Origin of the sequence: Kluyvera sichuanensis (assembly GCF_040930405.1) — a bacterium.
GTDB lineage: Bacteria > Pseudomonadota > Gammaproteobacteria > Enterobacterales > Enterobacteriaceae > Kluyvera > Kluyvera sichuanensis.
Genome location: NZ_CP162271.1, coordinates 1,937,770 through 1,953,691 on the forward strand (window position 1 = coordinate 1,937,770; position 15,922 = coordinate 1,953,691).

The window sequence follows — 15,922 nt, forward strand, 5'->3', positions numbered from 1 at the left end:
GTACTATGCCTTATTTTTTTCTTTGAATAAGTTATAAAGATATTTAAAAGAATGAATTGCTCTAAATAAACTTAATTTAATCCCTTGTCTTTTATAGAAATGATAGATTTTTTTTGCGAATTGAACTTCTATATTTTCATGCGTATTATTGTATATATAAGTTGGCAACAATGCATTTCCATTTAACATTACTGCATTAAATTCTTTCTGCGTGAATAATCGACAGCCTTTTTTTATTAACAAAACCCCCGGCCACAAATTAAATTTAGACTGCTGTATGATATTCTCTGGCGATTGTAAATATTCATCACTATCAACTATGCCAACATAATTTTTAAGGTCATCTGTAATACCAAAACCTACTGAATTATGGAGGAATGAAAACTCATACAGGTCTTCAAACTCTTCATCGACTATCATATTTTTAATATTTTCAATTGCATCCGTAGGGTTACAACTTTGGAAAAAACGATCATACTTCATCACGGTTTGAATGAATTTCATGCATCCATCTTGCATTGCTTTAATGCTATCAATATAACATTGGTTTGCATCTACAGGATCTAATACAGGAATAACTTCACCAAGTTCATTCTTTTTAAAATGTTGCAAACTACCGTGTGGCGCAGTAAACAAAAACTCAAAGATCATCAAATACCGTAATATAAATGCATTTCTATCGCTAGGCATTCCTTTATCAAAGACGAATCCCATTGAGTTGTCTTTTATTTCGGAGTGTATAAATTGATTTGTACCAAAGTAATACCCAAATATTTTATGTTTGGTAAACAATTGAATAGATTTATGAATGGATCCGCGCCACCCTATATCGAATATAGAAAGAATCTTATTTCTATCGTTAAGACCTGCTGAATCTAAATAAAGTGTAACCATCTCCTTTTCTTTATTAAGAGACAGCTTAATTTCATCTATTATTTCTTTTAAGAATTTTCTAGCATTTACTAATATATCATTTTCAACACATAAAACTGTATCTAATGAAATACCATATTTAGCAATAATTTCTAACTTGTCAGTTGTATCAATATTCAAATTGTTAAGAATCTCTCTGCATGTTAATTTCTGAGAGAATTGTGGATTAAACGCAGTAATAATGTATAAGAATTCATCAATATTACTATCTAAAATCTCGACCCATTGGAATGCTCTTCTCGACGTATATAGATAATGGGGTTGAGGTAGACTTGTGTTATGATTGTAGTAAAGATCATAAATTTTTTTTACAAAGCACCCATCTCTGGCCAAGAAATAGATATCTGTCTGTTTCCCTTTTATATTATTTATTAACCATTTAGTTAAGAGGTAAAACATTCTTGCAGCTTTGCTGTAACCAAATCTATCCCAATAACCAGTGTCAGGTCGAGTACATAGTTGATTAATTTCTAATGCAGTTAAAATAGAGTCCTCAATAGAGTTTATTTTCTTTTTTTTGACCCGCTCATTTACTTTTTTATAATGATACCCAGCAATACCTTTTAATTTTGCCTGAGTGATATCAGAATGGAAATTATCACCAATATGAAGCCATTTCTCTACGGCTAATGAGTTATGCTCTTTAACTAATTGATATAATGTTCCATAATGCTTGGTTTTTAAGTGCTCACCAGAGACATAGAGTTTATTATATTTATTAAAACCTAACTCATTTAATATGTTTGATAAAAAATCTGATGGCAGATACATATCAGAAATAAAATAAATTTCTTTATTTAAATTTACAACATGTTGATATACTTCAAACATCAATTCATTTTTTATGATAAATTCTTTTTCTACTTCTAATTCTATAGTCTTTAATCTATCACATATTTGCTCGGGATAATATTTGAGAAACTCTTCATAGATATTGTCAAAAACAATATCCTCTTGATTACTCCGGTTCTTCCTTGCATCTATTTCATAGCATTTTCTTAGTTCATGGAAATCAAAGTCTAGTTTCCCGAACTTAAGTTCATATTCCCTTTGAACAATATAAAAAATATCTGTGGGCTCAAAGACATTACGTAAAACCAATGTATCAAATATATCAAACGTAATGATATCATATCGTTCTATTTTTGATTTTATTATTTCAAGTTCTTCATTATAATTCATAATTTTTTTATTTCCCACTCTCTATCCAAAACAACCACACCTTCACTAAGTTCCGAAGTGTCATAGATTTCAAAAGCATCCTTTATTAAATACTTACTTTCTAATATCGTTCCTGAATCATTGTAAATAACGCTCCAGCAATTAAAAACAGCTTTATATAAATTGATATTTTTGAAATGAATATTGACCTGATAATCACCTGGTTTCTCTGGCAAAATGATACCATCAAGTTTAGTGTTAATACCCATAACATATACACTATCTTGATTTCTGATACCAAACCCCAGGAATCTATCTTTTTCTGTGCGAACGATAGTGAAATTAATTACAACTGTAATGTCTTCGTTAACTCTAAATCTATTTTTCTTTACTCCATTTTTATCTATAAAAAATGTATCCGTGATCTTAATGAAGTCATTATCAATTTTTGTTATATCATAAGTAGAATTATCCGCTACGGTGCCTTTTTCATAACGATCTAATATCTCGATGGTGTTATAGCCATCATCGATGATTTTACCATCTTGAAGAAATATAATACGATCACAAAAAAATTTTACTGCATGCATGTCATGAGATACAAATATAACGGTACTGCCATTTTTTATTAGATCTTTCATTTTACGCATACATTTCTGCTGGAAGAACACATCACCAACAGACAATATTTCATCAACGATAAGCAAATCAGGATTTAGATTTATTGATGCAGAAAATGCTAACCTGGCAAACATTCCACTAGAATACGTTTTAACCGGTTGAGATATATAATCACCGATATCTGCGAAACTGATTATATCATTATATATTTTATCAACTTCATTTTTTGTTAACCCTTGGGTCATACAATAGAAATAAATATTTTCTCTTCCAGTATATTCGGGATTAAACGATGCACCGAGTTCAATTAAAGCAGATACTTTGCCATTAACCTTTACGTCACCAGAGTTAGGGAAGATAATCCCAGCAATGATCTTTAGTAACGTTGACTTTCCGGCACCATTTTTACCGATAATCCCAATAACTTCGTTACGATTTATTTCCACGTTAATATCGTGAAGTATTGGGACATTAGTCGAATATTTTTTTCTTGCTGGGTGTAGTAATTCTTTTACACGTTCTAAATTTGAATCATACCTAGCATATGATTTATTTACATTTTTTAAAGATATTAGTTGATTCATAACGTATTAATTCATTTTTCATTTCAAATGATTAGATTCATTGTGTCGTTTTTTTAGACACATCAGTTATAAGTCTTACTTTCTGCATTGCAGTTGTAGAAAAAATACGGACTGTATTTCTATCAAATCATGCTTTCCTGAAGTCTAAAATCAGGCGTTACGAAGCGATATTTAACCATTATAAACATTATTGCTCTAATTAGTTCGTTCATTCAAATAACCCACGCTACCGCCCCTGGCTTAACAGTTACCAGAACACTGACTTCATTAAACATTCTATAAGGGCATTGCCACATCCCCCTAAACTAAAACGAAAATTATCTATCCAATGCAGTAACAACGATGGTTTAGATACCAATACCAAACGCTTCTGGTAGCTAAATCTCTATCAACGTTTATTTCTCATGAAGAAGAAGTTATAAGATTTCATTTAAAATAACATAGTCATTGGAAATGTTTACGTCTACTGTTCTTTATACGATACCCGCTGACAGGTGCTGGTTTCAGCACAACTTTTCAATAGCTTTACGAAATGCCTGGCCATCCTTCATATTCCGCAACCCGTACTGCACAAACGCTTGCATATACCCCATCTTCTTCCCGCAGTCGTAGCTCTCGCCCGTCATCAGCATTGCATCAACAGACTGTTTCTTCGCCAGTTCAGCAATGGCATCCGTTAACTGAATGCGCCCCCATGCTCCCGGCACGGTCTTCGTCAGTTCCGCCCAGATATCAGCGGAAAGCACATAGCGGCCAACGGCCATCAGGTCAGATTCCAGCGTCTGCGGCTGATCCGGTTTTTCGATAAAGTCGACGATGCGGCTTACCTTACCTTCGACATCCAACGGCTCTTTGGTTTTGATCACCGAGTATTCAGACAGATCGCCCGGCATGCGTTTTGCCAGCACCTGGCTACGCCCCGTTTCATTGAAACGGGCCACCATTGCGGCAAGGTTATAGCGGAGCGGGTCTGCGCTGGCGTTATCTAGCACGATGTCCGGCAGCACAACCACAAATGGGTTATCGCCAACGATTGGATGCGCACAGAGGATAGAGTGTCCCAGGCCCAGCGGTTGAGCCTGGCGAACGTTCATAATGGTAACGCCAGGAGGACAGATAGACTGAACTTCAGCCAGCAGTTGACGTTTTACACGTTGTTCCAGCAGCGCTTCCAGTTCATACGAGGTATCAAAGTGGTTCTCCACCGAGTTCTTCGATGCATGCGTTACCAGAACGATTTCTTTGATACTGATGTAGCCCCCTGAAACACCGGACAGTAGCTGTATCTCCAGATAAGAGATAGGCTTGAATATATGTCTAACACTAACGCCAATTTTGAGATGACCGGGATCCTGTTAGGGCAAGAAGTCCGTAAACGTAAAACTCCTCAGGAGAAGATCGCCATTATCCAGCAGACGATGGAGCCGGGTATGAATGTCTCCCATGTCGCCCGCCTGCATGGTATCCAGCCCAGCCTGCTGTTTAAGTGGAAGAAGCAATATCAGGAAGGCAGCCTCACCGCCGTTGCGGCTGGAGAGGAAGTCGTTCCTGCTTCTGAGCTTACTGCTGCTCTGAAGCAGGTCCGGGAGCTTCAGCGCCTTCTGGGCAAGAAGACGATGGAAGTTGAGATCCTGAAAGAAGCCGTGGAGTACGGTCAGTCGCGAAAATGGATAGCGCACGCGCCCTTGTTGCCAAAGGACGGGGAATAGCCATGGTCTGCCGGACCATGGGCGTGTCGCGTGCGCAACTGTCACTGCGGATTAACCGTTCTGCCGACTGGCAGGACAGGCGCTGTAACCGGCGTAATGAAGAAGCAGACGCAGAAATACTGTCGGCTATCCTCAACATTATCAGCGATATGCCGAGTTATGGTTATCGACGCGTGTGGGGCATCCTGCGCAAGCAACGTCGCACAGAGGGACAGCTACCTGTGAATGCCAAACGGCTTTACAGGATAATGCGTGAGCATAACCTGTTGTTGTTGCATCACAAACCAGAGCGACCGAAGCGTGAACATAAGGGCAAGATAGCGGTGGCAGAAAGCGATATGCGCTGGTGTTCAGATGGCTTCGAGTTCGGCTGCGACAACGGCGAAAAACTGCGGGTAACGTTCGCGCTGGACTGCTGCGACCGTGAGGCCATAGACTGGGCAGCAAGCACGGGAGGCTATGACAGTTCGACCGTGCAGGATGTGATGCTGAGGTCGGTGGAAAAGCGCTTCGGCGACAGGTTGCCCGACACAGCGGTGCAGTGGCTGACGGATAACGGTTCAGCGTATACCGCGTATGAAACGCGGAGGTTCGCGAGAGAGCTGAATCTGGAGCCCTGCACAACAGCGGTGAGCAGCCCGCAGAGTAATGGCATGGCCGAACGGTTCGTGAAAACGATGAAAGAAGACTATATCGCGTTCATGCCAAAACCGGATGTGAGAACAGCACTGCGAAACCTTGCAGTAGCGTTCACGCATTACAATGAAAACCACCCGCACAGCGCGCTGGGATATCACTCCCCGAGGGAATACCGGCGGCAGCGGACATCGTTAACTTAAGATACAAAAGCTGTTCGGAGATGGAGGGTCAAGATCACGATTTCTTTGATACCTGCAGCAACCACTTCGTCAACGATATACTGAACCATTGGCTTGTCGACGATCGGCAGCATCTCTTTAGGGATCGCCTTCGTGGCAGGAAGCATATTCATGCCCAAGCCCGCGACTGGAATGACTGCTTTCAAATTAACCATTATCTTGCCCACCTATATTTGGTTGCTGAATTATAGCGATTAAACATGTTTAATCCACCCTGTTTTCTCATAGTATCTCTTTGGGTTAGGCGAAATCTCGGGATATAGTCTGAGAATGGGAAGGAAAGTGGCAGCAAGCGGCACTAACTGCGGAAAATTAAACCGTTCAGAATTAACAACATATTGATCAATAAGGTCGATATCCACCGACGACTGCCTCTTCTCGTTAACGGTGTTAACGTGCGTCAACAACAACTGGCGTATCCTGTTTGGCCATAAATTTACCGCGCACATCCTTCCGCAAGTCAAAGTTTAGCAACAGCGCGGGTTCGCGCGATGCTACTTACATAACATTGATATTACTCATAAAAAAATGCTTTGGTTTGTTATGAAGCGCCAATGAAGCGTACCGCAAATCCAGGTTAGTGAGGGAGACAAACGACTGGGCATTGCCGGATGATATCTGTGTTCCCCTTAGTTTATAATTCGTCCTCTCATTATTTATCCGCGCATTATTCAGTCAAGGATTTTGCGATATTGACAAATAGTTACCTTTGATAATTTGATAACATCATAGCCAATCAGCATTCCCGGCTATTAACCATATCGATACCATCGATAACGAAATTATCACATCCGTAGATCGCCACGGTGGCGTTATTTATTCCCGCCTGCTGACTGAATTCCAGAGTGCCGCTATTACTGGCCTTGACATTGCAAATAATAAAATGCTTTCGGTTCTCAACGTATACCAACTAACGGCAGTTGCTGCCGGTGATGTTGGCCACGACAAACGACTTCACCACATGGTCTTCCGGATAACCGTTATCGTAAGTGCTTCCCACCAGGCCGGTCAGCCCTTCTATCGTGCAGTCGCCGCCGCGGACGTCGAGGGTGATGTTATAGAGGCTCACTCGACCTGGTAGGCTTCCGCCCGCAGACCTCGGTAAAGGAAGGGGTAAAAAACTTCGTCGACTGGTATCGCGAATTTTATAAAGCATAAGAAAAAACCCTCTGACGAGGGTTTTTTCTTTCGTATCCCGGCCAGGCGCAGCGCCGCCGGGAACGGCGCTAATACTAACGCTTAATCATTACCAAACAGATCGCGTGTATAAACCTTTTCTTCCACATCCGCTAGCTCTTGCGCCATACGGTTAGAGATGATCACATCAGCTTCCTGTTTAAACGCATCCAGATCGCGCACCACACGGGAGTTAAAGAACTCATCTTCCTGCATCACTGGCTCATAAATAATGACCGGAATGCCCTTCGCCTTGATGCGTTTCATAATCCCCTGAATGGAGGACGCGCGGAAGTTATCAGAACCGGACTTCATGATAAGCCGGTAGACGCCCACCACCTTCGGCTTACGAGCCAGAATCGAGTCGGCAATAAAGTCTTTACGCGTACGGTTGGCATCAACGATAGCCCCGATAATGTTATTCGGTACCGACTCATAGTTCGCCAGCAACTGCTTGGTGTCTTTCGGCAGGCAGTAGCCGCCATAGCCGAACGACGGGTTGTTATAGTGATTGCCGATACGTGGATCAAGACATACGCCTTCGATAATCTGACGGGAGTTCAGCCCCAGGCTCTCGGCATAGCTGTCCAGTTCGTTAAAGTAAGCCACGCGCAGCGCCAGATAGGTATTCGCAAACAGCTTAATGGCTTCGGCTTCGGTCGAGTCGGTAAACAACGTTGGGATATCTTGCTTGATGGCCCCTTCCTGCAGCAGCGCCGCAAAACGTTCGGCGCGTTCAGAACGCTCACCAATCACGATACGGGACGGATGCAGGTTATCGTACAGCGCGCGCCCTTCGCGCAGGAACTCCGGCGAGAAGAAGATATTATCGATACCCAGCCGCTCTTTGATAGCGTTGGTAAAACCAACCGGAATGGTCGATTTGATAATCATCACCGCTTTCGGGTTGATCTCCGTTACATCGCGAATAACCGATTCAACGCTTGAAGTGTTGAAGTAGTTGGTTTTCGGGTCGTAGTCGGTCGGCGTGGCGATAATCACGAAGTCGGCATCGCGGTATGCGTCGTGCTTATCGGTCGTCGCACGAAAATTCAGCGATTTCGTCGCCAGGAACTCTTCAATCTCTTTATCGACAATTGGCGATTTCTTCTGATTCAGCATATCGACTTTGGTCTGCACGATATCCAGCGCCACCACTTCGTGATGCTGAGCAATCAGAATGCCGTTAGACAAACCTACGTAACCTGTTCCTGAGATAGTTATCTTCATTCGTTGTGTAACTTCTTCTGGTTAAACATGTAAGAGTGAACACGTCGCCTGTTAGCTGGCGTATCGGGTCAACATGTCGTCAGTATATCGTGATTTAGTGCAACGCCGCCTATCAGACCTGACTGAATCCCATTTTTAGACAATAAAAAAGCCCGGAGGAGCGCTCCGGGCCTGCATTTGGCAATGAACTAATTCAGATTAATCCAGCCATTCGGTGTGGAACACACCTTCTTTATCGGTGCGTTTATAGGTATGCGCACCGAAGTAGTCACGCTGAGCCTGAATCAGGTTCGCTGGCAGCACCGCTGAACGGTAACTGTCGTAGTACGCGACGGCGGCAGAGAAGGTTGGAACCGGGATACCGTTCTGAACCGCGTAGGCCACAACGTCACGCAGCGCCTGCTGGTATTCATCAGCGATATTTTTGAAGTACGGTGCCAGCAGCAGGTTAGCAATGCCTTTGTTTTCAGCGTAGGCGTCGGTGATTTTCTGCAGGAACTGTGCACGAATGATGCAACCCGCACGGAAGATCTTCGCGATTTCGCCGTAGTTCAGATCCCAGTTGTACTCGTCGGACGCCGCACGCAGCTGAGAGAAGCCCTGCGCGTAGGAGACGATTTTACCCAGGTACAGCGCACGACGCACTTTCTCAACGAACTCTGCTTTATCGCCGGCCAGTTTAGCCTGCGGGCCGGACAGCACTTTCGATGCCGCCACGCGCTGGTCTTTCAGGGAGGAGATGTAGCGTGCAAACACGGACTCGGTGATCAGCGACAGCGGCTCGCCCAGATCCAGAGAGCTCTGGCTGGTCCATTTACCGGTACCTTTGTTCGCTGCTTCGTCGAGGATCACATCGACCAGGTATTTACCTTCTTCGTCTTTCTTAGTGAAGATATCTTTGGTGATGTCGATAAGGTAGCTGCTCAGCTCGCCTTCGTTCCACTCGGTAAAGGTGGTTGCCAGCTCTTCGTTAGACAGATTCAGGCCGCCTTTCAGCAGAGAGTACGCTTCAGCAATCAGCTGCATATCGCCGTATTCGATGCCGTTGTGAACCATCTTCACATAGTGACCTGCACCGTCTGCACCGATGTAGGTCACGCACGGTTCGCCATCTTCCGCAACCGCAGCAATCTTAGTCAGGATTGGCGCAACCAACTCGTACGCTTCTTTCTGGCCGCCAGGCATGATGGATGGGCCCTTCAGCGCGCCCTCTTCGCCACCGGACACACCGGTACCGATAAAGTTGAAGCCTTCAGCGGACAGTTCGCGGTTACGGCGAATGGTGTCCTGGAAGAAGGTGTTGCCACCATCAATGATGATGTCGCCTTTATCAAGGTACGGCTTCAGGGAATCGATAGCCGCATCGGTACCAGCGCCCGCTTTCACCATTAACAGGATACGACGTGGGGTTTCCAGAGACTCGACGAACTCCTTAACCGTATAGTGAGGAACCAGCTTCTTGCCCGGGTTCTCGGCAACAACTTCTTCGGTTTTTTCACGGGAACGGTTGAAAATGGAGACGGTATAACCACGGCTTTCGATGTTGAGCGCGAGGTTGCGGCCCATGACGGCCATACCGACTACGCCGATCTGTTGCTTGGACATTATTTGCTCCTGTTTGGGGTACGATGGGAAAACGTACCATTTATCTTAATCTTACAATAGATGATTTTTAACTTCCGTAAAAGAGAAATCATTATATTGAAAAAAATAAAATAAAAATGTGTAGATAAAAATTCATCTCATGATTTTATATGCAAGCTTCATCAGACGGATAGGTGTTAGATGGAAAAAAAATCTTGAAATAATCAAAAAAAAATTTTTGATTGTAACTTCTTTCAAAGTGAACATATAATAAAGTCTTAGTGTAAATTCACTATATGCCTTTTTGATTCCCCTTCTCCTTTGAAGAGTATCTTCCGTCATCCTATACGAAAGTAAAACCTTATTAACATTCCCTAATTTAAATCCTTTCTTCAACAAATCAAACCATAGAGCTAGATCCTCACAATAATAAGTATTAGTCGGATATCTGACACCTGATTTTAAAACACACATTCTGAACATTACTGAAGGATGAATAAATGGGCAACGTGAGATTGAAAATTTTTTTAACGTCTTATGATCCAGCGGAAGCCTTTTCTCTTTCAGAGAATATGATGCACCAAACTCCTCACAAAATCCGCCACAAACATCTACATCAGGATGTGAACTAAAATAGTTTACTTGTAAGGACAAACGATTCAAAAAAGAAATATCATCGCTATCCATTCTAGCAACAAACGAATAATCCTTTTTAACACACATTTCAATAAGTTGATTCAGACCATAAGCCAAACCTCTATTTACATCATTTTCAACAAGCGTAACATTGCTAAGACATGCATATTCATCTAATATAGATTGTAACTCAGATTTAACAAGACCATCTCTATATATATATAAGTCACAGGAGACTGTTTGAGAAAGCATGCTATCGCAAGCCAGTTTCAAATACTCAACATCGTCATTTTTGTAGACACTCATAATAACTGCAATACTATTATTAAGAATTTCAACTTTATGCATTATTATCAAACTCTAACAGATGAATTAGTATTTTTGGTAGTGTAGAAAAGTAGAACCAAAAGAGTGAAATAAGGAGTTGCAGTTATTATTTCCGCTTTTACATTAGCAATAAAGAAGGAGATGATTACAACGGCGCCAAGGAAATGAAATTGTTTCAACGTGCTTAAAAACCGATAAATAAAAACAAGGTATCCGATTTGAAATATAATGCCACCATAAAGAATTGGTCTAATTATGCCTGAATCACTGTGGCCATAAAAACTTCCATCTGGATTTGAATACATACCATCCCCAAATAAAATTGAGTTAACTGCAGGTATATATAAATGTTTTTGCAAAAGTTCATCGGATGACTTTGATTGTAGCGTGCCCGAATGTATTAATTGCTCCAATGGCTCTAAAGCATATTTAACTGAAACATACTCATTAGCTAGAATAGTCATTGCATAATAGAATACAGGAATAGCAATAATGACCATAAACAAATATTTTCTATCTTTTATTAGAACAAAAATCACACATATACATATTGACATTAGCATTGCTGAACGAGCAGATATTGATGCACAAGCCAAACTCATCAGTATATATATAAAGCTTTCTTTTTCAACTAGTAATAAAGACGTTGTTAGGAAGAAAAACAGGCCTAAGTGGAATGTATGTGCTGATGTAGGGAACCATAATCTATATACTTCGAGTTTATCTTCTATACCATAGGTTTCACCTTTAAAAGAAAGCGCAATATTTCTTAATAACTCTACCTGAGTACTTGCAAGATAAAAAATCAGAGAAAAACACACACAAAGCTTAATCGCACTCATTAAGTCTTGTTTGGATATTTTTAATGCAACTACAATATAGTATGAGCCTATAATCACAACCAATAAGGAAATGAACTTTTTAACTAAATCTAGTTCTCCAGTATCGTGTATTAAAGGTGGTATTAACAATATTATAAAGGAAAAAAGAATAATAAGTAATTCATTTAATGGAATCGCAATTTTTTTCAAACATACAGAATAAAGAACAAAAAATAAACACAGTAATAATTCGGGCCTGATTAAGCCTTTCAAAAACCATGGTTGAAGAATAAAGATTGATAAAATGAGAATTTTACCTACTTTCACGATAAAAACCTTATTTTCTGGATGAATGAATATAGTATTTTACTCTGAAAAAAACCAATTAATTTAATTTTGAGAGATAAATTCATTTTGTTATATTTCACTCGTGAATCAAATAACTTATTACTGAGATAATTCCTTTCGTTTATGCTTTTAACCACCTGATTTTTTAGTTCTGCATCCTGTACTGATGACAAAATGAACTCAAGCCCATTAACACCCTTGAAATGGAATTTCCCATCATATCTATAAGTGGCCACTGCTCCTTTACAAAAATAAACATCGCGGTTAATAATATTTTCGTAAATATAAAGAAGATCCTCACCAACGCTCACTTTTTCATTGAAAGGTAACAGTTCACCTTTGAAGAAAACTATATTAGATAGATGTAAACATCTAGACACTATTAATTTAAAAAATATTTTTTCGTCTAGGAAAACCCTCCCTATCAGATTATGACTAATTTTTTTACGAAGTATTTTAAGATCAAAGAAAAGAGAGCAATTCATGCCATTAACTTTATCAATACAATCCTCAAAGAATGTCTCTAAGAGAGTATCATCCGCATCCAAAAAATAAATATAATTGAATGCCGACTCAGCAACACCTCTGTTTCTTGCTGACGAAACACCTTTATTTTCCTGATCAACAATTCGACAACACTTCAACTTAACAAGATCTATTGAGTCTTCTAATATTTTTCGTTGCTCTGCTACAGAACCATCATTCACTATTATAATTTCAGCAAGTTGGCAAGGATGCAATGGCTTACATTTTGATATTGCACGTTTAATACTTTGCAAAGTTTTGGCTATTGTTGCTGATTTATTATAATAAGGGATAATTATAGATATCATATTCTTTCATTTTCTATTGTCGAATTGGAAAGATCTAAAGGATGTTCAATGCAGTCATAAAACCCTAAATTTGTTATTTTTGTTTTTTTCAAAATATACACCCAATCATCTGCTAAGAATGAATCAGTCAAATGTAAGTTATATAGAAGTTCAGCAGCTGGTCTATTCAAAATATAACCACATGTTCTATATAACCACCGAGCAGTTGGCAAAAATATCTTTCGATATTTTTGTTTGTTGATTTTAAATGAACTGAATGATAATACTCTATTTCGACAATGAATACCTTCCTGCCCACCTAAGTGAATTACTAGCGGTTCGCTAATATTAGTAGAAGAATCAAGATTATTTATTACCGTTTTAAAGCTATCTTTAAAACTAACATCATCTTCCAAGACAACAAGCCAAAATGAATCAGTACAGTCTAAGAAACTCTTGATTGCTTTCTTATGAGATAAACGACACCCTAACTCAGCGGGGCTTATGATGTGCCTCCGATTGAACCAATAGTGAGGATTTTTCGCCTTACTATAATATTCTTTAGTTGATAATTGACGCCCATCTATTGCATCTATAAATTCGTAAGGGCATGATATTTTATTAAGTCTTTCAATAATATTTTTTCGTCTTTCGAGATCAGTTTGCAATGAAATTATATATATCTGACTAGTAGTCATACTTATCCTTAAGTTTGTCAATTATATTTTTATAAAGAAATTTATAGCTTTGATGTTCTTTATTCCCAAAGATATCGAAAACTGCATTACGATTATCTTTATGTTTATCACAACTAATTGTGTCCTTCATTTCATTTAATAAATCAGAAAATGTATTAACTATCTGACCAGGCATATGTTCACCGAAATTAAAATACATTTCTCTCTCCTGTAGATAATCATCAGCATCGAAAGTATAAAAAATTATTGGCCGATCTAAATACAAATAATCAAAATAAACGGAAGAATAATCGGTTATAAGGCAATCAGCTAAAGCTAAGGTTTCATTAATATCAATTGATTTAGATATTAATGATAGGTTAGAGTAATCATCGATATTAATATTGATATTAGTTGCAGGATGTAATTTTATTTTTAGCTCAGCATTATTTAATGCTAAAAAATCATTTAATTTCGAAAAATCAATATTAGATTTAGCTAGAAAATCCCCTCCAGAATCACGCCATGTTGGAACGTAAAAAAAAACGTATTTCCGATTTCCTTCATTCTTCTCGCGAGATCGTTCAAGCAAGTTAATAACCCTAGGATAACATCCTTCTAATATGTTAGATTCATTTTTTAATCGGAATGCACGTATAAAAGAATACTGACTGACAAACCTTGATGGTGATAACAAAAGATCGGGACTTTTATGATGCTGTGGATTTATAAATTTTGTTAACAGAGTAGCATCTTTTATCTTATCAACTAGCGGTTTTGTATTTATATCGAATTCGATTTTTTTTAGCGGTATTCCATGCCAAAGATTTATCAAAATAGCACCGCCAGATGTAAAGAAATTTATATCAGATGAATATCCTGTGTATATATATACGCGAGCTCTCAATGTAAAATAAATACCTTTTAGCGTCCATCTGTAATATGCAGGAATACCATTTCTTCTCAGATCATATGCTAGAGATGGCGTTATTGCAATCCAAATAGCTTTAATTTCTTTTTTATTCTTTGATATATACTCATAAAAGTACCGACTATTATCTGTATAGCCAGAAAAACTACCAAATACCCATAGTTTTTTATTTCTCGGAATAAAAAAAGATACGCCATATAGACAAAAATGTAATATCCGTTTCAATCCTTTAATAATCATCTAGATACATTCCTTTTAAAATATAAGAACATACATAAGCGCAGCATTAATACGATGAATTCAATGCACATTACACTGATTGCTATATTAAGGCTGTTAATCTCATTTTTAGAATATAAGATAGCTAAACATAATAGCTGCAAGCAACCTGCTATATATACTGTAAGATTAACAATTTTTATCTTATTCAATGTACTGAACAATGGATAGCCAAAATTAACGCTTATAAAGTTGAATACTATTGAAATCAAAAAAATATTAAGAATAGAATCCGCACTAGAAAATCCTCTCCCATAAAAAACTGTTATAATATTAGTTGAAAAATATATACAAATACTTACGCCTGTTATCAATGGAATTGTTAAATAAATAACAAATTTAAATAACTGTCTATAATCTTTATTTCTAGCCAGGAATGGATAAAGCGCCTGGCTGACGGGCTGGCAAACCCCTTGTCCAGCTTGATATAGTTTCTCAGCACATGAGTATAATGCAGCTTGTTGCAGACCTCCAAAATTCCCTATAATAAAAACATTCGCATTAGTGTAAACACCGACTGCTACTCTAGATATAAAAAATGCAGTACTCTCTTTGAATCTCCTAAGACAATATTTAAAACTAGGTGTGCTTATCTTATATCCTTCTTTATAGATTAAAGTGATGTTCAATATTGATGAGAAAATGCAACTAATAAGCAAACATATAAGAACTATAATTACATCCCCTCTTTCCCTAACTAATAAAAATACCGATATAATATATACTATTTTAGATGTTAAAGTAATAATACTGATATTTTTCATTTTTTCTATACCCTGATAAAACCACGTCATTTGATATGCTTGAAAAAAAATGACACCAGAAATAATAGAAAAATATTTTATTTTTTCCGCAAAATGATTATCAAAAAACATTATATATATATATAATGCTAAAATGACTAATATCACCAATACTGTTTTTATGCAAACTATGGAACCTATATAGTAATTGACTCGCTTAATTTTCCCCCGATTAATTGAAAGCCAGTATGTTGCAGACAAACCAAATCCATAATCTGTAACGATCATAGATATAGATATTATTGATAAACTAACCGCAACAAGTCCAAAGCTATCGATAGATAACACCCGAGTTAAGTAAGGAAGAACCAGTACAGGAGCAAGATAATTAGAGAATTGAACAAACAATAAAAAAAACATATTTGAAGTCAGTTTTTTTCTTTCTTCAAATTTTGACATATCTGGTTCTCAA

General features: G+C 38.6%; 11 protein-coding genes and 4 pseudogenes. 2 read left to right on the plus strand and 13 right to left on the minus strand.

The genetic code is table 11. The features are described from left to right. Positions 1-3: 3 nt before the first annotated feature. The 3 genes and pseudogenes from AB2B48_RS09610 to AB2B48_RS09620 form a co-directional block, all read right to left on the minus strand. On the minus strand, positions 4-2,133 hold the full coding sequence (locus tag AB2B48_RS09610) for an HAD family hydrolase (RefSeq protein ID WP_368301618.1): 2,130 nt from the start codon (positions 2,131-2,133) through the stop codon (positions 4-6). Continuing rightward, the gene (locus AB2B48_RS09615; RefSeq protein ID WP_368301619.1) at positions 2,112-3,299 is read right to left on the minus strand and encodes an ABC transporter ATP-binding protein; all 1,188 of its coding nucleotides are present in this window, start codon (positions 3,297-3,299) and stop codon (positions 2,112-2,114) included. The genes AB2B48_RS09610 and AB2B48_RS09615 overlap by 22 nt, the downstream gene beginning before the upstream one ends. 503 nt (positions 3,300-3,802) lie before the next feature. Further along, positions 3,803-4,546: pseudogene (locus AB2B48_RS09620) on the minus strand (sugar phosphate nucleotidyltransferase); the annotation flags it as partial. A 93-nt stretch (positions 4,547-4,639) separates the two neighbouring features. Between AB2B48_RS09620 and AB2B48_RS09625 the strand changes: the two are divergent. Then, a protein-coding gene (locus AB2B48_RS09625) for an IS3 family transposase (protein WP_117086587.1) occupies positions 4,640-5,847 on the plus strand; the annotation gives its coding sequence in 2 pieces (ribosomal slippage) (positions 4,640-4,961 and positions 4,961-5,847; 1,209 coding nt in all). 26 nt (positions 5,848-5,873) lie between these two features. On the opposite strand, the pseudogene AB2B48_RS09630 reads toward AB2B48_RS09625, so the two are convergent. After that, a pseudogene (locus AB2B48_RS09630) lies at positions 5,874-6,041 on the minus strand (sugar phosphate nucleotidyltransferase); the annotation flags it as partial. A gap of 153 nt (positions 6,042-6,194) precedes the next feature. Further along, positions 6,195-6,892 (minus strand): annotated as a pseudogene (wcaM, locus tag AB2B48_RS09635) (colanic acid biosynthesis protein WcaM); the annotation flags it as partial. A gap of 65 nt (positions 6,893-6,957) precedes the next feature. Between wcaM and AB2B48_RS09640 the strand changes: the two are divergent. Next, positions 6,958-7,044 (plus strand): annotated as a pseudogene (locus AB2B48_RS09640) (nucleotide sugar epimerase); the annotation flags it as partial. 81 nt (positions 7,045-7,125) lie between these two features. Here the strand turns inward: AB2B48_RS09640 and ugd are convergent. From ugd to AB2B48_RS09680, 8 genes are all read right to left on the minus strand, one after another. Further along, complete coding sequence (gene ugd, locus AB2B48_RS09645; protein WP_368301620.1) at positions 7,126-8,292, minus strand: UDP-glucose 6-dehydrogenase; 1,167 nt, start codon at positions 8,290-8,292, stop codon at positions 7,126-7,128. Between the two features lie 198 nt (positions 8,293-8,490). Continuing rightward, positions 8,491-9,897, minus strand: coding sequence for an NADP-dependent phosphogluconate dehydrogenase (gene gndA / locus AB2B48_RS09650; RefSeq protein WP_035897610.1), 1,407 nt, complete (start codon positions 9,895-9,897; stop codon positions 8,491-8,493). Between the two features lie 132 nt (positions 9,898-10,029). Next, positions 10,030-10,860, minus strand: coding sequence for a glycosyltransferase (locus tag AB2B48_RS09655; protein WP_368301621.1), 831 nt, complete (start codon positions 10,858-10,860; stop codon positions 10,030-10,032). Positions 10,861-10,865: 5 nt separating this feature from the next. Next, positions 10,866-11,987 carry a hypothetical protein gene (locus tag AB2B48_RS09660; RefSeq protein WP_368301622.1) on the minus strand — a complete coding sequence of 374 codons (1,122 nt, stop codon included), beginning with the start codon at positions 11,985-11,987 and terminating at the stop codon, positions 10,866-10,868. Further along, a complete protein-coding gene (locus AB2B48_RS09665; protein WP_368301623.1) occupies positions 11,984-12,841 on the minus strand; it encodes a glycosyltransferase family 2 protein in 858 nt (285 codons plus the stop codon). The genes AB2B48_RS09660 and AB2B48_RS09665 overlap by 4 nt, the downstream gene beginning before the upstream one ends. Further along, positions 12,838-13,518 (minus strand): glycosyltransferase family 25 protein, encoded by a 681-nt coding sequence (locus AB2B48_RS09670; protein ID WP_368301624.1) that lies wholly within the window; start codon positions 13,516-13,518, stop codon positions 12,838-12,840. The genes AB2B48_RS09665 and AB2B48_RS09670 overlap by 4 nt, the downstream gene beginning before the upstream one ends. Beyond that, a complete protein-coding gene (locus tag AB2B48_RS09675) occupies positions 13,508-14,668 on the minus strand; it encodes a CDP-glycerol glycerophosphotransferase family protein (RefSeq protein ID WP_368301625.1) in 1,161 nt (386 codons plus the stop codon). The genes AB2B48_RS09670 and AB2B48_RS09675 overlap by 11 nt, the downstream gene beginning before the upstream one ends. Continuing rightward, the gene (locus tag AB2B48_RS09680; protein WP_368301626.1) at positions 14,665-15,909 is read right to left on the minus strand and encodes an oligosaccharide flippase family protein; all 1,245 of its coding nucleotides are present in this window, start codon (positions 15,907-15,909) and stop codon (positions 14,665-14,667) included. The genes AB2B48_RS09675 and AB2B48_RS09680 overlap by 4 nt, the downstream gene beginning before the upstream one ends. Between the last annotated feature and the right edge of the window lie 13 nt (positions 15,910-15,922).